Here is an 18,454-nt window from a genome sequence, read left to right as displayed (position 1 = left end):
ACTGCCTGCAGCACCGCCAGCTGTTCGACGAACACGCCGCGTTCCCCACCGAACTCGCCGCCGCAGCTTGACGCGTTGGCATCGTGAGGTGTCTGCCGTAAGACACCTGCCCCCGACCTCACCACCCCCTGCCGCATCGACGGCCACAACGTGCACGCCTCTTGAAGCCCGACAGTCGCACTGCATAGGATCGTTCACAGTCGAATGAATCGTTTCAAACACCCTCCTCGCTTCGTCACCCGCATCCGTGCACGCATGTACGCATGTACGCAACCAAGGGGCAACAGATGACCAAGGGTTGGAACCGCCGCGCCTTCCTCCGCACCTCCGTCGCCGGAGCGGGCGTCTCAGCCGCTCTGGGTTCCGGGGCCGTCGAGACCGCCGCCGCGTCTGCGGGAACGGCCGCCGACGCCTCGGGGGCCGGTCGGCTGCGGATCGAGCGCACGACCGTCGAGTACGCCGAGACACTGCTCGGCACCGAGGTCGAAAAGCCCAGACTGACCTGGGAGTTGGCCGCCGGGGGGCGCGGGGCCCGGCAGAGCGCGTACCAGGTCAGAGTGGCGTTGAGCGAGAAGGGCCTGCGTCAGGGGCGGCGCACGGTCTGGGACTCCGGGCGGGTCGCGTCGGACCGTACCGTCGGTATCACCTACGACGGCCCGGCTCTCCATCCGCGCACCCGCTACCACTGGCACGTCAGGGTGTGGGACGGCGAGGGCCGGCCGTCGGCGTGGAGTGCGCCGCGCTGGTGGGAGACAACGTTGTCCAAGGATGCCTGGGAAGGGGTCTGGATCGGTGCGGCTGCCTCTCCGGAGCCGCCGACGTTCGACGGCGCGTCCTGGATCTGGTCGCCCGGTTCCACCTCCAACAGCGCGCCCGCCGGGCCCCGTTGGTTCCGCGGCGCGCTCACACCGGCCGCGGGCAGGGAGATCCGGAAGGCGACGCTGCTCGCCACGGCCGACGACGACTTCACCCTGTATCTCGACGGCGAGAAGGTCGCGCACCAGCCCGAGCAGACCGACGCCTGGCGGCAGGGCCATCTCGTCGACGTCACCGAGCAGGTGCGGGCCGCCGGATCCGGGCCGATCGTGGTCGCCGCGCTGGCGACGAACCGCGGCAACGCCTCCGTCAACCCCGGAGGACTGCTCGTACGGCTCATCGTGGAGACCGGATCGGACACGGTCGAACTGGTCACGGGTGAGGGGTGGCGCTCCGCCGAGAGTGAGCAAGAGGGTTGGCAGCGGCCGGAGTTCGACGACAGCGGGTGGCCCGAGGCGGCCGTGCTCGCGGCATACGGGCAGGGGCCCTGGGGCAACGGTGTGTCGATCACGGCGACCGAGCAGCCGGCTCCGCTGCTGCGACGCGAGTTCGCCGTCCCGAAGCCCGTGGCGCGTGCCCGACTCTACATCAGCGGTCTCGCCTACTACGACGCCGAGATCAACGGCAGACGCGTCGGCCGCCAGGTCCTCGACCCGGGCTTCACGGACTACGACGAGACCGTGCTGTACGCGGTGCACGACGTGACGGACCACCTCCGCCGGGGCGCCAACGCGATCGGGGTGACCCTCGGCCGCGGCTTCTTCGGCATGACGACACCGAACGTGTGGAACTGGCACCGCCCTCCGTGGCACGGCGAGCCGCGGCTCCTCGGCCAGTTGGAGATCGACCACCCCGACGGTTCCCGCACCACGGTCGCCACGGACGACAGCTGGCGGATCACCGAAGGCCCGACTCTCTCGAACTCCCTTTACGCGGGCGAGAGTTACGACGCTCGCAAGTCGCCCGGAGCGGCCTGGTCCCGCCCCGGATTCGACGACAGCGGCTGGGGCAAGGTCAAGCGGCAGGCGGCCCCGAAGGGCGCCCTGCACGCGCAGCCGCATGATCCGATCGAGATCGTCGACACCGTACGCCCGGTCGCCGTCGAGGAGTTGAGCGAGGGCGTGTACGTCGTCGACATGGGCCGCACGATGGCCGGCTGGACACAGTTGACCGTACGAGCCGGAGCCGGGACGACCGTGCGCCTGATCCACGGAGAGAAGCTGAAGTCCGACGGGAGCGTCCACGCCGAGACCGGGCACGTGCCGGGCCGCTTCCAGACCGACGAGTACGTGTGCGCGGGCGGCGGCGCCGACGAGGTGTGGGAGCCCAAGTTCTCGTACAAGGGCTTCCGTTACGTGCAGATCAGCGGGCTGCCCGCGAAGCCGAAGCCGTCTCAGGTGCTGGGCCGGGTCGTCCATACGCGCGTGGCGGAGACGGGTACGTTCGCGTGCTCCGAGCCGTTCTACGAGCGGTTGGAGGCGGCGATGCGGCGCACGGTCCTCAACAACCTGCACGGCATCCCGACGGACACCCCGATGTACGAGAAGAACGGCTGGACCGGTGACGCGCAGCTGGGCGCGCCCGTGATGACGTACGCGCTCGGCGTGCACCGCTTCCTGTCGAAGTGGCTCGGTGATCTGAAGGACAGTCAGAACCCGGACGGGCAGCTGCCGGTGATCGTGCCGAGCGGCGGCTGGGGCTACGGCGATCTCGGGCCGTCGCCGGAGTGGACGACGGTGTATCCCTTCCTGCTGCGGGAGATGTACCGCGTCTACGGGGACGAGCGGCTGGCCCGCGACCACTGGGCGCCGCTGACGCGCTATCTGGACTGGGAGATCTCGCGGCTGAAGGACGGGCTCGCGGTGACCGCGCTGGGCGACTATCTGCCGCCGGGGTACGGCGGCAACCCGCCCGAGGACACCCGGCTGACCGCGACGGCGTATCTGCACCGGGCGCTCACCGACACGGCGGAACTGGCTGATCTGCTGCACGACGCCGAGGTCGCGGACCGCTACCGCAAGGCCGCCGCCTCGCTCAAGGAGGCGTTCAACGCGGCTTTCCTGGGCCCGGACGGCCACTACCGCACGGCAAAGGATCCCGGTTACCGGCAGACCAACAACTGCATTCCGCTCGCCTTCGGGCTGGTTCCGCCGGGCGCCCGGGCCACGGTCGTCGACTCGCTCCTCGCCGACATCAAGCAGCGCGGCAACCATCTCAACACCGGCGCGCTCGGCACCAGTGTGCTGTTGCGGCAGTTGTCGGCGCAGGGTCATTCCGAGGTGGCGCACGCCATCGCAACCCAGCGCACGTACCCGAGTTGGGGCTACTGGTTCGACAACGGCGCCGACACCATGTGGGAGATGTGGCCGCTCGACTCGCGTTCCCGCGACCACTACTTCCAGGGCACGGTCGTGCAGTGGCTGTACGAGAACGTGGCCGGGCTGCGCCCCGGAGACGCGGGGTACCGGACCTTCACGGTCCGCCCGGACGGCCGTACGGGTGTGAACTGGGCCCGCACGTCGGTCAGTACGGTGCGTGGTGAGGCTTCGGCGGCGTGGTCGGTCGTGGACGGTTCGACACGGCTGTCGGTGCGGGCGCCGGTGGGGTCGACGGCCGAGGTGTACGTGCCTGCGGCGAGTCGCTCGGCGGTGAAGGCTCCGGACGGGGCGCGGTTCGTGCGGGTGGAGCCGGGGTTCGTGGTGTATGAAGTGGCCCACGGCGGCTGGGAGTTCGTGGCCCGGGCCGGGGCCGCCGGATGATGTGAGTCGGTGGCGAGAACGGCGGCCGCTCACCGCGGCCTTGGACCTCGGACCGAGAAGGGCATCGACGTGCAGCTCAACACCCGTACGTGGGGATCCGGCGACAGGAGCGCCGTGCTCGTCCACGGCATCATGTCCGACTCCCGCACCTGGCGGCGGGTCGGACCGGCGCTCGCCGAGCGCGGGTACCGGGTGGTCGCGGTGGATCTGCGCGGGCACGGGGCGTCGCCTCGCGGTGAGTACAGCCCGGCGCTCTTCGCCCGCGACCTCGTGGACACGCTGGGCGGGCGGGCCGACGTGGCCATAGGGCACTCCCTGGGCGGGCTCGCGCTCTCGCTGGCCGTCGACCGGCTGCGGCCGTGCCGGGCGGTGTACTGCGACCCGGTCTGGGCGACGTCGGCGCCCGACCGGCGGGTGGACGCGGCCGCGTTCGTCGCGGGCAGGCACGCGACCCGCGAGCACATCGCCCGGCTCAACCCGCGCTGGGACGAGGCCGACATCGACATCGAACTCGCCACACTCGCGGACTGGGATCCCGACACGGCCCACTTCCTCGGCGACCGCCCCCTGCTCGGCTTCCTGCCCGCCCAGCCGGTGGTCCCCTCACTGGTCCAACTCGCCGACCCGAGCCACCTCATCGGCCCCGAGGACGCCACCCACCTACGAAAGAGCCACTTCGAGGTCCGCACGGTCCCCGGCGCGGGCCACACCATCCACCGGGACGACTTCGACGGCTTCATGAAGTCGATGGAGGGCTGGATCTGACGTACGCGGAATCGACTTACACGGACCAGCAGTTGGAGCCACGGCTCCGCCGCTCTAGGACGCAGTCCGGGATTCCAGGTCGGAGCGGGTGTCGTTGCCGTAGACGCCTGATTCGTCGCCCCGGATGCCGTACCAGAGCTGGAAACGGGCCACCGCCGCGGTGAGTGTGGCGTCGTAGAGGCCGGAGGCCGTGCCGCCCTCGTACACGTTGGGGATGCGGAGCAGTCGTTCCTGGAGGTCGCTCACCTCCGGGCCGCTGTCGCCCTCGCGGAGAGTTCCGGCGCCGTCGGGGTCGGGGGCGGCCGCTGGCTGGGACGGCGACGGGGCCGACGAGGCGGCCGGGGGCGGCGCCTGTGCCTTGTCGTCGGTGGCGTCGCGGTCCCAGGTGAGCAGGAGAGCCGCGCTGAATCCCGCCAGGGCGGCGGCCACCGCGGCGATGGCGATCGCCGTGCGGCGGAACAGCGACGTACGGCCGTGCTCCGTCGTGCGGGCGACCTGGCGGCCGCGGATGTCGCCCTGGTAGTGGTCTTCGCTGCCGAAGTCGGCGATGTACGGCGGCAGTTCCTGGGTGTCGTCCTCCGCCGTACGAGGCAGTGCGGCGGTGTCCGCTCCCCGGACCGCGACGAATTCGTACCCGTCGTCCGGGTCGCGTTCCCTCTCCTGGACCTGCCGCACCAGCTCCGACAGGGCTCCGGAACGGCGGCGGCGCATGACGTGGGTCGGTTCCAGCGCCGACCGGTTCGGTGGCAGTTGTGGGTCGGACGGTGTCGACAACCTGCTCTCCCTCCGGGCGGTACTGAGGAGTGATACGGGTACCCCCGCCCGGAAGTTCAACAGCGGCCCGCCGAGTTGACCGCCCCCGGGCGGGACGACGTCCGAACGGGGCCGGTTTCTCGACGGGACCGCTGCCCCTGAAGCCGACAGCCGGGTGAACTCCTCCGCACGTCGGTGCGCGGAACCGACGGAGCCCACCCGGCACCCGTCAGCGGTTCATCAGCGCGAAGACGCCCCAGCCCAGGTACTCACGCTGGTACCGGACATGCCGTAGGGGTCCGGTGGCGAGGTCCTCGCGCATCTCGTCCGCCATCTCGTCGTCAGGATGCGCGTCGAGCCAGCGCCGGGTGTTGAGCCACTGCGCCGCCACGTACCGGTCCCAGCTGTCCTGGTCGGCGAGGACCATCTCCACCACGTCACAGCCGAGCCGGCCGAAGAGTTCGAGCAGCTCGGGGAGCGGGCGGAAGTCGTCCTTCGTGGTGGCGTGGCAGCCCTCGACGGTGGCCTGGTCCTGGGGCTCCCGGCGCCAGTACGGCTCGCCGATCAGCATGATCCCGCCGGGAGCGAGGCTCCGGCGGAGCAGTTCGACCGTGCCGGCCGCCCCGTCACCGATCCAGGTGGCGCCCAGGCAGGCCGCGACGCCGACCGGTTCGTCGGCGACATGGCCGGTCGCGTCCCCGTGCCGGAAGGCGACACGGTCGGTGACCCCGAGCTCCGTGGCCCGGGCGTGCGCCGCGGCGAGGAACACGGTGCTGATGTCCACTCCGGTGCCGGTCACCTGGTGGTCGCGCGCCCAGGTGCACAGCATCTCGCCGCTGCCGCAGGCGAGGTCGAGCACGCTCGTCCCGGGAGCCAGGCCGAGGGCCCGTCCGAGAGTGGCCAGCTTCTCGCCGGTGAACGGGTTGTGAATGCGGTGTCCGCTCTCGCGGATGGTGAAGCTACGTGGCAGATCCACTTCTGGGATTCCTTCGGTCCGAGGAGGTCGTGGTGGCTGGAGTACGCAGCCCGTCGTACGCGGCCGCGCTCGTCAGGACCGTCATCTCCCGCACCTCATTCGGTAGGCACACCATCACTCGGACCGGGCGAGGCTAGGTCCGCCCGTCCGGCCCTGTCCAACGGTTTTTTGCCGCGTCGGCAACAAAGGGCAGGCAATCAGATGACAATGAAAATGATTGTCGATAACGTGTGCGTCGGTCACGTCGTCCGCACCCCGCCATGGGGCGCCCCTGGCGTGCCCGGAACCTCAACCGGCATGCACGAAAGGGGAGTTGTGGCTCATCTGTTGGTGGTCGAGAGCTGGGTCGGGTCGATGAGCAGACTGCTGCCACGGGCGATCCGGGAGGGCGGGCACGAGTTCACGTTCCTCACCCGCGATCTGCACCACTACCTGCGCTCCGCCCCGGAGGGCACGGCCCACCCCCTGCTCGCGGCCCGAAACGTACTGACCGCCGACACGAACGACGTCGAAACCCTGCTGCCGGAGATCGAGCGCCTGCACGGGGCCCTCGGCTTCGACGGGGTGGTCACGTCCTGCGACTACTACCTGCCGACCGTGGCGCGGATCGCCGCCCGGCTGGGCCTCCCCGGGCCCACGCCGGAGTCGGTGGAGAACGCCTGCCGCAAGGACACGACCCGCCGCGTCCTCGGCGAGGCCGGCGTCCCCGGCCCGCGCTTCGCCGTCTGCGCCGACCGGGCCGAGGCGGAGGAGGCCGCGCGCCGACTCGGCTTTCCGCTGGTGGTCAAGCCGGTCGACCTGTGCGCGGGCATGTTCGTGCGGCGCGTGGACGACGAGCGCGAGCTGGCGGACGCCTGCCGGGCGATCGCGGGCTTTCCGGTGAACGCCCGCGGCCAGGTCCGGGCGCCCGTCCTCCTCCTCGAAGAACTCCTCGACGGGCCCGAGGTCAGCGTGGAGACCGTGTCGTTCGACGGCTCGACCCATGTGGTGGGCGTGACCGACAAGAGCGTCGGCGGAGCGCCCGCGTTCATCGAGACGGGCCACATGTTCCCGGCCGCGCTCGCCCCGGTCGACGCGGAGGCCGCCCAGGACACCGCCGTGCAGGCGATCAAGGCCCTCGGCCTCGACTCCGTGGTCGCCCACACCGAGATCAAGCTCACCGCCGCCGGTCCGCGCCTCGTCGAGGTCAACCCCCGCCCGGCCGGAAACCGCATCACCGAGCTGATCCGGCACGTCACCGGACTCGACCTGGCCGCGGCCTGCGTGGAGGTCGCTCTCGGCCGAGCCCCCGACCTGCGCCGGAGCGACACCGGGCTGCGCAGCGCCGCCGTCGGCTTCCTGGTGCCCGACACAGCGGGGACGCTGGAGTCGATCGACGGATCCGATCAAGTCCGCGACCTCCAGGGCGTGTTGGAGGTCCAGCTCGCCGAGCCGGGGAGGGTGGTCAAGGCCGCGGGGAGCAACAACGAGTACCTCGGTCATGTGATGGCGGGTGACGCGGAGGGGCTCGGCGCACGGGCCCGTGTCGAGTCGCTGCTGTCCGGGCTGCGGCCGCGGGTCAGCGCCCGATGAGCGCGGCGATCGGCTCGGGGGCGGCTGCTCCCGCCGTCCAGGACAGGACAGCCCCGGCCTCGTACGACGACCTAATGAACCTCGTCCTGGCCGGCCGCCTCGGTCCGGACCCCCACGCCCTGCGTATCGCCGTGGCGTTCACCACCAGCCAGGTCGTACGTCATGACGGGCGTCGCGGCGGATATCGCAACGAGGTGCTCAGCCTGCGCCTCGACCGGGCCGTCGGCTCGTGTGCGGTGGAACCGGGTGCGCTGTCCGCAGGCGCGGTGGACGACTGTGTCGGCGCGGATGTGGCGCGGCTGCTGGAGCATCCGCTGGCGCCGGTCAGGGTGGCGGCGCTGGACGCGTATCTGATGCATGTCGCCCCGCACACACCCGAGAACGGGGCACTCCCCCGGCCGCTGCCCGCCGGGAGCTCCCTGGAGAAGTCCCGCGCACGGGCGAAGGCCGTCGTCGAGCTGCTGGACGTCCGGCCGGACCAGACCGTGCTCGTCGTCGGTGTCGTCAACTCCCTTCTGGAGGCGCTCCGTTCACGTGGGATCCCGTACATACCGTGCGACCTCAAGGGTGGCCGGACGGAGTGGGGCGAGCCGATCGTGACGGACGCGCTCGCCGAACTCGACCGCTGTGATGCCGTGTTGGCGTCCGGTATGACACTCGGCAACGGGTCCTTCGAGCCGCTGCGGGAGCATGCCCTGCGCACCGGCAAGCAGTTGGTGATGTTCGCGCAGACGGGAAGTGCCGTGCTGCCGCGTTTCCTCGGTGCCGGAGTGAGCGCGGTGTGCGCGGAGCCGTACCCCTTCTTCTGGCTGGACGGCGGTCCCGGCGTCATCCACCGCTACGGAGAGGGACAGGGACTCCGGTCCGGCGACCTGTCCGGACAGCGCGACGACCGCTCGGAGGCCGCGCTGTGACGACGGCCGCGCTGCACCCCCTCACCGCCAACCCCGGTCTCCTCGCGCTGCTCGGCCGCACCCCGCTGGCCCGGGTGACCACCGATCTGCCGTGCCCCCAGCCCGGATTCTGGGCCAAGCTCGAAGGGCTCGGCGCCGGTGGCATGAAGGCGCGGGCCGCCGTCTCCATGCTGCTCGGCGCCCGCGAGCGGGGTGAACTGCGGCCCGGCGCACCGGTGGTGGAGTCGACCTCGGGAACGCTGGGGATCGGTCTCGCCTTCGCCGGGCAGGCCCTCGGACATCCCATCGTCCTGGTCGGCGACACCGAACTGGAGCTGTCGATGCGGCAGTTGCTGCGCACGTACGGAGTCCGTCTGGAACTCGTCGACCGCCCGGCGGCCGTGGGCGGCTGGCAGGCGGCGCGGCTGGCCCGGCTGCGGGAGCTGCTCGCGGTACTGCCGGACGCGTACTGGCCCGACCAGTACAACAACCCCGACAACATCGCCGGGTACGCGTCGCTCGCCGCCGAACTCGCCACCCAGCTCGACCACTTGGACGTACTGGTGTGCAGTGTCGGCACCGGGGGCCACAGTGCCGGGGTGGTGGGGCCGTTGCGCAGGCACTGGCCGGGGCTGCGGCTGATCGGTGTGGACGCCACCGGCTCCACCATCTTCGGCCAGCCCGCCAGGCCCCGTCTGATGCGCGGCCTCGGGAGCAGCATCCATCCGCGCAATGTGGCGTACGAGGCGTTCGACGAGGTGCACTGGGTCGGCCCGGCCGAGTCCGCGGACGCCTGTCGACGCCTCGCCCGCGGCAACTTCGTCAGCGGCGGGTGGAGTACCGGAGCGGTCGCGCTCGTCTCGGCATGGGCCGCCCGCGTCCATCCCGGCGCCGTGGTCGCCACCGTCTTCCCCGACGGGCCGCACCGCTATCTCGGCACGGTCTACGACGACGACTTCACCGCCGCGCACGGCCTGGACCCGGCCGGCGCCGCCTCCCGGCCCGTCGAGATCCCGCATCCGCGTGCCGTCGAGGCCACCGGCTGGGTCCGCTGCGCCACGGTCACCGACCCCCTGCACACCCCCTTGGAAGGGAGCCCGTGAAGGCCACCCTGCGCACCGTGCGGCTCTCGCTCGCCGAGCCGCTGCGCATATCCCGTTCGACGATGGCCGCCCGCGACGCCGTCTGGCTGACGGTCGAACACGAGGGCCTGACCGGCCACGGCGAGGCCGTCACCAGCGTCTACTACGGTCTCGACACCGCAGAACTGGAACGGCAGTTGTACGACGCCGGTCTGGATCTGGGCCGCTTCGACGACCCCGAGAGCGCGCTGCGCGAGCGGCCCGCGGGCGACCGGCCGCCGGCGGTGACCGCGGCCGTCGAGGCGGCGCTGCTCGACCTGTGCGGCAAGCGGTCCGGCGTCCCGGTGCACCGGCTGCTCGGCGCGGGGAGTGCTCCGAGCGCCCGGACCGCCCGCACCATCGGCATCGTCCCCGCCGAGCGCGCCGCCGCACAGGCCCGCTCGCTCGCGGACAGCGGCTTCACCGTGATCAAGGTCAAGGCGGGTGCCCCGGATCCCGAGGACGACCTCGACCGCATACGAGCCATCGCCTCCGCCGCGCCCCGGGCCCGGCTGCTCCTCGATCCCAACGGCGCCTGGACGACCGGCCAGGCATTGCAACTGCTCCCCCGTTACGCCGCGTTGGGCGTCGAGGCCGTCGAACAGCCCCTCGCTCCCGGCAACCCGGAGGCGCTGGCACGGCTCGCCGAGCGTTCACCGCTGCCCCTGATCGCCGACGAGGACGCCGTCACGTACGAGGACGTACGCCGTCTCGCGGGGCGGGTGCACGGCGTGAACGTCAAGCTCGCCAAGTGCGGCGGTCCCTGCGCGGCGCTGCGGATCGCCGAGTTGATCGAGGGCAGCGGCACCGAGCTGATGCTCGGCTGTCTCACCGCCAGCACGCTCGGCCTCGCGCCCGCGGTGCATCTCGCCGACCGCGCCCGCTGGGCCGACCTCGACGGGCATCTGCTGCTCGTCGACGACCCGTGGTCCGGGATCGGGGGCGCCGACGGCGTCGTACGGGCGAGTGACCTGCCCGGGCTCGGCGTACGGGAGAGGCGGGTGGGCCGTGAAGACGCTGCATGAGATACGTGGCTTCTCGCCCGCGATCCGGCTGCTCCTGGTCAACCAGCTCGGCGTCAACACCGGTTTCTATCTGCTCATCCCCTATCTGGCCACGCATCTGGGCGAGGACCTGGGCATGTCGGCGGCCGTCGTCGGCATCGTGCTCGGGGTACGCAACCTCAGTCAGCAGGGGCTCTTCCTCATCGGCGGATCGGCCGCGGACCGGCTCGGGGCGCGCGGCGTGATCATCGCCGGGTGTGCGGTGCGTACGGTCGGCTTCGCGCTGTTCGCGCTCGGGGACGGGCTCGCCGTGCTGCTGGCCGCGTCCGTGCTGAGCGGGCTCGCGGGGGCGCTGTTCAACCCGGCCGTGCGCGCCTATCTCTCGCAGGAGGCGGGTGAGCGCAGGGCCGAGGCGTTCGCGCTGTTCAACGTCTTCGCGACCACCGGTGCGCTGATCGGGCCGCTGCTCGGCAGTGTGCTGCTGCTGTTCGACTTCCGGGCCTCCGCGCTCGCGGCCGCCGGGATCTTCGCGGTGCTGACCGTGGCGCAGGCGCTGGTGCTGCCCGCACGGGCGGTGCCGAAGAGCACGGGCGGTGTGCTCGCGGACTGGCGTGAGGTGGTGGGCAACCGCGCGTTCCTGGCCTTCTCGCTGGCCATGGTCGGCATGTTCACCCTGGAGAACCAGCTGTATCTGCTGCTGCCCGACGGCGCCCGCCGGGCCACGGGCTGGGACGGCGCGGCCGGGCTCGTCTTCCTGGTGGGCACGCTCGCCAATCTCGCCCTGCAGATGCGCCTGACCCGGGCCCTGAAGGACCGCGGTCATCAGGCCATCGGTGTCGGCCTTGCCCTCATGGGCCTCGCCTTCCTGCCGCCGATGCTGGTGTCGGGGGCCTCGCCGGAGGTGTGGCACGCCGTGCCCGTCCTCGTCGGCGTCCTGTTCCTCTACGTCGGCGTCATGGTCGCCCAGCCCTTCGTGATGGAGCTGATCCCCGGATTCGGGCGACCGGAGCTGACCGGCACGTACTTCGGAATCTTCTACATGGTGTCCGGGATCGCGGCGGCGGTGGGCAACACGGTCGTGGGCTGGGCCATGGACACCGGTGACCAGCGGGGAGCCTCCTGGCTGCCGTGGGCCTGCTGCCTGGTCTTCGGTCTGGTGTCGGCCGCCGGAGTCACCTGGCTGCGTCGCCTCAAGGCGCTGCCCGAGCGTCCCGTGCTCGTGGGGGCGACGGTATGACGAGCGGCAATCTGCTGACCGACAACCCGGAGCTGTACGAGGCCCGGTTCCCCGATCCCGAGCGGCTGGCCGGGCGGTGGGCCGAGGACTGCCTGCGGCGGTACGCGGCCGGTCCGAGGGTCCTCGACCTGGGCTGCGGCACCGGCCGGGACGCGGCCCAGCTGCACGCGTCCGGGCGGACGGTCGTCGGGGCCGACCTCTCCGAGGCGATGCTGGCGTACGCCCGCGACCGGCACCCCGGCCCGGAGTACGTGCGCGCCGATCTGCGGGACTTCTCGCTCGGAGTCTTCGACGCGGTGGTGTGTCTGGACAGTTCGCTGCTGTACTGCCACACCAACGACGACCTCGACGGCTTCCTCACGTCCTGTCGCCGGAGCCTGGCACCCGGCGGGCTGCTCGTCGCCGAGATGCGCAACGGCGCCTATTTCCTCGGCCACGACGGCCTGTTGAACACGCCGAAGGTCAACGCCTTTGCCTGGCAGGGGACTTCGTACCGGTCGACGACCACGCTGTACGTCGACCGCACCGCGCAACTCCTGCGGCGTACCCGCGTATGGACCGCCGACGACGACTCGGCTCCCGTCGAACAGCGGTCTGCCTGGCGGCTGCTCCTCCCGCTCGAACTGCGTCACTTCCTGACCTCCCACGGATTCACCGTGCTCGCGCTGCATGACGGTCCGGGACCACGCACCGAACCGCCGTGGCAGGAGGGCGATCTGCCCGGGACGGCGGCCGACGCCGACCGGCTGCACGTGGTGGCCCGGCTCGACGCGTGACCGCACCACGCACCCCTGCCCCATCTGCTTCATCCACCTCACACAGCATCCACCTCACACAGCAAGGACACCGTCATGCAGGAATACCCCGGCCTCCGTCGCAGAGGCTTCCTCGCAGCCGCCTCGGGTGTGGGCGCGCTCGCCCTCGTCGGCTGCGGAAGTTCGGACAACGACTCGGGCTCGGGCGCGGGGAGCGGGAACGACGGGAAGCCCCGGCGCGGCGGGCGGCTGCGGGCCGCCTTCGCGGGCGGCGGTGCGAGCGAGACGCTCGATCCGCATCTGGCCAACCTGTTCGCCGACGTGGCCCGCGCCAAGGCGCTCTTCGACAAGCTCGCCGACTACGGCGACGACCTCTCCGCCCAGCCGCGCCTGGCCTCCGGCTGGGAGCCGAACGCGGGCCTGGACCGCTGGAAGGTCACCCTCCGCAAGGCGGACTTCCACGACGGGAAGCCCGTCACCGCCGAGGACGTCCTGTTCAGCTACCGCCGTATCGCCGATCCGGAGAAGGCGTTCCGCGCGAAGGCCTCCCTCGAACCCATCGACCTGAAGGCGAGCCGGGCCGTCGACGAGCGGACCGTGGAGTTCGTCCTCAAGCGGCCGACCGCCGAATTCCCCAATGTACTGGCCGCGTTCGGCGCGTACATCGTGCCCGCCGGCGCGTCGGACACCGACTTCGACAAGAAGCCGGTCGGCTCCGGACCGTTCCGCTTCGTGTCGTTCGCGCCGGGCCGCTCGGCGGTCTTCCGGCGCAACGACGCCTACTGGGACGGCGCCCCGCACCTCGACGAGCTGGAGTTCGTCGTCGCCAACGAGGAGTCCGCGCGGGTCAACGCACTGCTCGGCGGACAGGTCGAGTACGCCCACGAGCTGAACCCTACGACCGCGCGCGCCCACGAGGGCAAGGGTCAGATCGAGATCGTGCGGCTGCGGAACAGCGCCATGCAGGCCTTCGCCATGAAGACGGACCGGGCACCCTTCGACGACAAGCGGGTCCGGGAGGCGTTCTTCCTCATCGCCGATCGCCAGGAGCTGATCGACGGCGCGCTGTCCGGGGCGGGCGTGGTCGGCAACGATCTGTTCGGCAAGGGGTACGAGTACTACGCGGACGGTCTGCCGCAGCGCGAGCAGGACCTCGACCGGGCCCGTTCCCTCCTGAAGAAGGCGGGCGCGGAGAAGCTGAAGGTCACGCTGGACACATCGGCGGTCGCGGCCGGTTTCACCGAGGCTGCCGGCATCTTCCGCGACCAGGCCGCCAAGGCCGGAGTCACCGTCGAGGTGAAGATGGGCAGCAAGGACTCGTACTGGGCGGACATCCTCGACTCCGGAACCCTGTGCTGCTACCGGTCGGGCGCGATGCCCATCGAGTCGCACATCTCGCAGCGGCTGCTCACCGACTCCACCACCAACGCCACCAAGTGGCACCACAAGGACTTCGACGCGCTCTACCACCAGGCGCAGTCCACGAAGGACGAGAAGGACCGCGCCGCCGTGTTCGGGCGCATGCAGCGCAGGCTGTACGCCGAGGGCGGCTTCCTGGTGTGGGGGTTCGCCGACTGGATCATCGGAACGGGCCGTACGGTCAAGGGAGTTGAGCGGAAGGCGCCCGCGAACACGCTCGACTGGGCGCGGTTCGACAAGGTCTGGCTGGCGTGAGCGGACTGGGCTCGTGGGCCGCCCGTCGGCTGCTGCTCGGTGGCGCGCAGACCGTGGCCGTGGTGGTGCTGGTCTTCGCGCTCACCGAGGCGCTGCCGGGCGACGCGGCGGTCGCCCTCGCCGGGGACCAGCCGGATCCGGCGCGGATCGCCGCCATCCGCGAGGCCCTGGACCTGGACCGGCCCGCGTACGAGCGGCTCGCCGACTGGGCAACGGGCCTGCTGCACGCGGACTTCGGGAACTCTCTGACGTCCGGGCGGCCCGTCTCCTCGTACATCTCCGACGCCTTCGGTCCCACCCTGCTCCTCGCCGGTCTCACGGTCGCGTTGCTGGTGCCGGTCGGGGTCGGGCTCGGAGTGCTGGCCGCGCGGTACGAGGGGCGGTTCGTGGACCGGCTGGTCAGTTCGGTGACGCTCGGGGTGTACGCGGTACCGGAGTTCGCGTTCGGGGTGCTGCTGGTGACCGTGTTCGCGCTGCGGCTCGACTGGCTGCCACCGACGGCGGTCGGCTACGGCACGGATCTGCTCGCGCATCCGGCCGCACTCGTGTTGCCTGTGCTCGTCCTGCTGTCCCGGCCGGTCTGCTCGCTGTCCCGGCTGGTGCGCGCCGGGATGATCGACGCACTCGCCTCCCCGTACGTCGCGCAGGCCCGCCGGTACGGGATCCCGGGCGCCCGGGTGCGGTACGCGCACGCGCTGCCGAACGCGATGGCACCCGCAGCACAGCAACTCGCCCGCACCGTCGACTGGTTGTTGTGCGGGGTGATCGTCGTGGAGGCGCTGTTCGTGATTCCCGGACTGGGGACCGTGCTGATGAACGCCGTCGCCGAGCGGGACGTGCCGGTGGTGCAGGGGCTGGCGGTGGTGTTCGGGGTGATCACCGTGGTGCTGAACCTGGGCGCCGATCTCGTGGCCCACCGCTTCGCGCCGCGGGCGGAGGTGGCCGCGTGAGGGGGCGGGCGAAGCGGCTGCCGTCGGGGCGCTTCGCGCTCGGGGCCGCCCTGGTGTGCGTACCGCTGGTCCTCGCCCTGTTCGGGCCGCTGTTCGCGGGTGAACCCGGGCCTCGGGCCATCTCGTTCACGCTCGGCGGCGGGCACTGGCTCGGCACTGACTTCGTGGGGCGTGACGTGTGGCGGCAGGTGCTTTTCGGCGGCCGGCCGGTGGTGGTCGTGGCGCTCGCGGCCACGACGCTGGCCTATCTGGTGGCGCTGCCGGTCGGGCTGATCAGTGCGCTCACTCACCGGACCTGGTTGGAGGAGGTGCTGATGCGGCCGCTTGACGTGCTCCTCGCCGTGCCGTCGCTGCTGATGATCCTGCTGGTCGCGTCGGTGTTCTCGCCCGGGGCGACCGGTCTCGCTCTGCTGGTGGCGCTCGTGAACATCCCGGACGCGGCGCGCATCGTGCGCGCCGCCGCGGCCGATGTGGCCTCGCGTCCGGCGGTGGAGGCGCTGCGGATGCAGGGCGAGTCGTGGTGGCGCATCGCCGTCGGGCATGTCGGCCGGTCGATCCTGCGGCCGCTCGCCGCCGACGCGGGTGTACGGCTGACGGGGGTCCTCTATCTGGTGGCCACGGCCGCCTTCCTGGGCATCGGGGTGGCCCCGGACGCGGCCGACTGGGCGGTGATGGTGGACCGCAACCGTACGGGCTTGTTCGTGCAGCCCTGGGCCGTGGTGGTCCCGGCGCTGCTGATCGTGACGCTGACGATGGGGTGCAATCTGCTCTTCGACGCACTGCTGCACAGCACGGATCGGGATGCCGCCCGCCATGACGTTGATGCTCGTGACCATGTGAAGGAGCCGCGTCCGTGAGCGAGTCGACCGCGGTGGCGGAGATCGAGGAGCTGACCGTGGAGGTCGGCGGGCGGCGCATCGTCGACGGGGTGAGCCTGCGAGTGCTGCCCGGGAGGGTGACCGCGCTGGTGGGTGCCTCCGGCAGCGGGAAGACGACGACAGGGCGTGCGCTGCTCGGAGAGTTCCCGTCCGGCGCGCGGGTGACCGGCTCCATACGGGTGGACGAGGCCCTGGTCGGTTACGTCCCGCAGCATCCGGCGGCGGTGCTCAACCCGGCGCGGCGGGTGGGTGCGCTGCTGTACGACATCGCGCGCGGCCGCGTGCGCGAACTGCCTCGCCGTGCCCGTGGGGCCGCGGCGCGGGAGCATGTCCTGAACGCCTTGGAGATGGCACAACTGCCGGATGGTTCGCGACTGTTGAGGCGCTTCCCGCATCAGCTCTCGGGCGGGCAGCAACAGCGTGTCGTCCTCGCGCAGGCCCTGCTCCTCGGTGCCAGGGTCGTCGTCGCGGACGAGCCCACCACCGGGCAGGACGCGCTGACGAAGCGACGCGTGGTCGACGAGCTGGCGGCGGTCGCCGCGCGGGGCATCGGCGTCGTCCTGCTCAGCCACGACCTGGAGACCGTACGCGCGCTCGCCGACGAGGTACTCGTCATGCGGGACGGCCGGGTCGTGGAGTCCGGGCCGACGGAACGGGTGTGGCTCGCGCCCTCGCATCCCTGGACGCGTGAACTCCTCGCGGAGCAGCCTGCGTTGACGCAATCGGCACCGGCCACGGACAGCGCGGACAGTGTGCTCCGGGTGCGGGGCCTGCGCGCCCGGCACCGCGGCGGTGTCGAGGTACTGCACGCCCCGGAACTCATCGTCCGCTCCGGCGAGTGCCTCGCCGTCCTCGGCCGCTCGGGCAGCGGAAAGACGACACTCGCCCGCTGTATTGCCGGACTCCATCGCACATACGAGGGAGAGGTGCTGCTCGACGGAGTCGCGCTGGCGCCAAGTCTGCGCGACCGTGCGCGCGGTCAACTGGCCGCCGTGCAGTACGTGTTCCAGGACGCGCGTGCCTCCTTCGACGAGCATCGGCCGGTGCTCGACCAGGTGGCCCGTACGGCGGTTCGGTTGCGTGGGATGCCCCCTCGGGAGGCACGGGCCGAGGCGGCGGAGGTGCTCAACAGCCTTGGCCTGGCGGATGAGTTGGCGGCCCGATCACCGGCCCGGCTCTCGGGTGGCGAACTCCAACGGGCGGCGCTGGCCCGGGCCCTGCTCGCCAGGCCCCGGGTCCTGGTGTGCGACGAGATCACCTCCGGGCTCGACACGGTCACCCGCCGGGGCATCCTGGACCTGCTCGCCGGGCTGTTGCGGGACCGCGGCGACCTGTCCCTCGTACTGATCACACACGACCTGGACACCGCCCGACTCGCTTCCAGGATCGCGGTGCTGGATGCCGGGGAGGTGGTTGAGCAGGGTCCGGCCGAGGACGTGCTCACAGCTCCGGCGCATCCGTTCACCGTGTCCTTGGTGGAGACTTCGGGGCGTTCGAGAGTGGGGCGGTGACCGGGCGGATCCTGTGCTCCGTGAAGTCGCCGGGGGTCAGATCCAGCCCTGTTCCCACGCGTGATGTGCGGCGGCATGACGCGTGGACGCTCCCAGTTTGGACATGGCGGCGGAGAGGTAGTTGCGGACCGTGCCCGGGGCCAGATGGACCGCCGCGGCGATCTCGACGACCGACGCTCCGGTGCGGGCGGCGCGCAGGACCTCCAGTTCGCGGTCGGTGAGGGGGCAGTCGTCCTCGGTCAGCGCGGAGGCTGCGATGTCGGGGTCGACATAGCGGCGGCCGGCGGCGACGTCGCGGATGATCTCCGCCAGTCTGGCCGCGGCGGTGGTCTTGGGTACGAAGCCGCGGATGCCCGCGGCGAGCGCGCGGCGCAGCACTGCGGGGCGGGCGTGCCGGGTGACCAGGACGATCTGGGTGGGGAGTTCGGCCCGGATCTCCTCGGCAGCGCGCAGCCCGTCGGTGGGCGGCATCTCAGTCGGATCAAGACGCCGCTCCGTTCCCGGCGTTTGCCGACTTCGTCGGGTTCGTCGGCCTCCTCGGCTTTGACGAGCCGGGCCGCCAACTCGCTCTTCAGCGCGATCACTTGGAGATGATGACCCTGGATGTCGTGCAGGTCGGCGGCGAACCGCAGGCGCTCGCGCTGTTCCCGCTGCTCTGGCTCGACGTCATCGCCGCCGAGTCGATGATCGCTCTGGAACACCTCGTGATGCTCCCGCTGATGTTCCTCGTCATGGTCCGCCGCCGGAGCGAGTACGGCTGCTGACCGAATCCCCGCTCGTACAACTACCG

General features: G+C 71.4%; 15 protein-coding genes and 1 pseudogene. 13 read left to right on the top strand and 3 right to left on the bottom strand.

Annotated elements, in window-relative coordinates:
* Positions 1-287: 287 nt before the first annotated feature.
* On the top strand, positions 288-3,575 hold the full coding sequence (locus ACZ5VQ_RS46375) for a family 78 glycoside hydrolase catalytic domain (RefSeq protein WP_469110277.1): 3,288 nt from the start codon (positions 288-290) through the stop codon (positions 3,573-3,575).
* 69 nt (positions 3,576-3,644) lie between these two features.
* A complete protein-coding gene (locus tag ACZ5VQ_RS46370; RefSeq protein ID WP_469110276.1) occupies positions 3,645-4,340 on the top strand; it encodes an alpha/beta fold hydrolase in 696 nt (231 codons plus the stop codon).
* A gap of 54 nt (positions 4,341-4,394) precedes the next feature.
* On the opposite strand, the gene ACZ5VQ_RS46365 is transcribed toward ACZ5VQ_RS46370, so the two are convergent.
* Entirely contained in the window at positions 4,395-5,114 is a 720-nt protein-coding gene (locus ACZ5VQ_RS46365; protein WP_469110275.1) for a peptidoglycan-binding domain-containing protein, read from the bottom strand.
* A gap of 208 nt (positions 5,115-5,322) precedes the next feature.
* Complete coding sequence (locus tag ACZ5VQ_RS46360; RefSeq protein ID WP_469110274.1) at positions 5,323-6,069, bottom strand: SAM-dependent methyltransferase; 747 nt, start codon at positions 6,067-6,069, stop codon at positions 5,323-5,325.
* A gap of 315 nt (positions 6,070-6,384) precedes the next feature.
* On the opposite strand from ACZ5VQ_RS46360, the gene ACZ5VQ_RS46355 reads away from it, so the two are divergent.
* The 10 genes from ACZ5VQ_RS46355 to ACZ5VQ_RS46310 all read left to right on the top strand — a co-directional run bounded on the left by ACZ5VQ_RS46355 (position 6,385) and on the right by ACZ5VQ_RS46310 (position 17,664).
* Positions 6,385-7,641, top strand: a complete 1,257-nt coding sequence (locus ACZ5VQ_RS46355; protein WP_469110273.1) for an ATP-grasp domain-containing protein — start codon at positions 6,385-6,387, stop codon at positions 7,639-7,641.
* Between the two features lie 74 nt (positions 7,642-7,715).
* Positions 7,716-8,555 carry a Rossmann-like domain-containing protein gene (locus ACZ5VQ_RS46350; RefSeq protein WP_469110282.1) on the top strand — a complete coding sequence of 280 codons (840 nt, stop codon included), beginning with the start codon at positions 7,716-7,718 and terminating at the stop codon, positions 8,553-8,555.
* On the top strand, positions 8,552-9,637 hold the full coding sequence (locus ACZ5VQ_RS46345) for a PLP-dependent cysteine synthase family protein (RefSeq protein ID WP_469110272.1): 1,086 nt from the start codon (positions 8,552-8,554) through the stop codon (positions 9,635-9,637). The genes ACZ5VQ_RS46350 and ACZ5VQ_RS46345 overlap by 4 nt, the downstream gene beginning before the upstream one ends.
* Positions 9,634-10,680, top strand: a complete 1,047-nt coding sequence (locus ACZ5VQ_RS46340; RefSeq protein ID WP_469110271.1) for a dipeptide epimerase — start codon at positions 9,634-9,636, stop codon at positions 10,678-10,680. The genes ACZ5VQ_RS46345 and ACZ5VQ_RS46340 overlap by 4 nt, the downstream gene beginning before the upstream one ends.
* Positions 10,664-11,896 (top strand): MFS transporter, encoded by a 1,233-nt coding sequence (locus tag ACZ5VQ_RS46335; RefSeq protein ID WP_469110270.1) that lies wholly within the window; start codon positions 10,664-10,666, stop codon positions 11,894-11,896. The genes ACZ5VQ_RS46340 and ACZ5VQ_RS46335 overlap by 17 nt, the downstream gene beginning before the upstream one ends.
* Entirely contained in the window at positions 11,893-12,672 is a 780-nt protein-coding gene (locus ACZ5VQ_RS46330) for a class I SAM-dependent DNA methyltransferase (protein ID WP_469110269.1), read from the top strand. Before ACZ5VQ_RS46335 ends, ACZ5VQ_RS46330 begins: the two co-directional genes overlap by 4 nt.
* A gap of 75 nt (positions 12,673-12,747) precedes the next feature.
* Positions 12,748-14,325 carry an ABC transporter substrate-binding protein gene (locus ACZ5VQ_RS46325; protein ID WP_469110268.1) on the top strand — a complete coding sequence of 526 codons (1,578 nt, stop codon included), beginning with the start codon at positions 12,748-12,750 and terminating at the stop codon, positions 14,323-14,325.
* Positions 14,322-15,275: an ABC transporter permease gene (locus tag ACZ5VQ_RS46320; RefSeq protein ID WP_469110267.1), complete on the top strand. Its 954-nt coding sequence runs from the start codon at positions 14,322-14,324 to the stop codon at positions 15,273-15,275. The genes ACZ5VQ_RS46325 and ACZ5VQ_RS46320 overlap by 4 nt, the downstream gene beginning before the upstream one ends.
* Entirely contained in the window at positions 15,272-16,132 is an 861-nt protein-coding gene (locus ACZ5VQ_RS46315) for an ABC transporter permease (RefSeq protein ID WP_469110266.1), read from the top strand. Before ACZ5VQ_RS46320 ends, ACZ5VQ_RS46315 begins: the two co-directional genes overlap by 4 nt.
* Positions 16,129-17,664: an ABC transporter ATP-binding protein gene (locus tag ACZ5VQ_RS46310; RefSeq protein WP_469110265.1), complete on the top strand. Its 1,536-nt coding sequence runs from the start codon at positions 16,129-16,131 to the stop codon at positions 17,662-17,664. Before ACZ5VQ_RS46315 ends, ACZ5VQ_RS46310 begins: the two co-directional genes overlap by 4 nt.
* A 36-nt stretch (positions 17,665-17,700) precedes the next feature.
* Here the strand turns inward: ACZ5VQ_RS46310 and ACZ5VQ_RS46305 are convergent.
* Positions 17,701-18,296, bottom strand: a pseudogene (locus ACZ5VQ_RS46305) (LuxR C-terminal-related transcriptional regulator).
* Here ACZ5VQ_RS46305 and ACZ5VQ_RS46300 point away from each other — a divergent pair.
* Entirely contained in the window at positions 18,255-18,428 is a 174-nt protein-coding gene (locus tag ACZ5VQ_RS46300; RefSeq protein ID WP_469110283.1) for a hypothetical protein, read from the top strand. The pseudogene ACZ5VQ_RS46305 and the gene ACZ5VQ_RS46300 sit on opposite strands and share 42 nt — an antisense overlap.
* The last annotated feature ends 26 nt before the right edge of the window (positions 18,429-18,454 follow it).

This window comes from Streptomyces sp. NPDC033178 (assembly GCF_055577685.1).
The sequence above is the reverse complement of the archived record's forward strand: the minus strand, read 5'-3'. Positions and strand labels throughout refer to the sequence as shown.

Excerpts from the sequence above, each read along its gene's own strand:
- ACZ5VQ_RS46375 (WP_469110277.1), top strand. The coding sequence starts at position 288 with ATGACCAAGGGTTGGAACCGCCGCGCCTTCCTCCGCACCTCCGTCGCC.
- ACZ5VQ_RS46350 (WP_469110282.1), top strand. The coding sequence starts at position 7,716 with ATGAACCTCGTCCTGGCCGGCCGCCTCGGTCCGGACCCCCACGCCCTG.
- ACZ5VQ_RS46300 (WP_469110283.1), top strand. The coding sequence starts at position 18,255 with ATGATGACCCTGGATGTCGTGCAGGTCGGCGGCGAACCGCAGGCGCTC.
- ACZ5VQ_RS46325 (WP_469110268.1), top strand. The coding sequence starts at position 12,748 with ATGCAGGAATACCCCGGCCTCCGTCGCAGAGGCTTCCTCGCAGCCGCC.
- ACZ5VQ_RS46330 (WP_469110269.1), top strand. The coding sequence starts at position 11,893 with ATGACGAGCGGCAATCTGCTGACCGACAACCCGGAGCTGTACGAGGCC.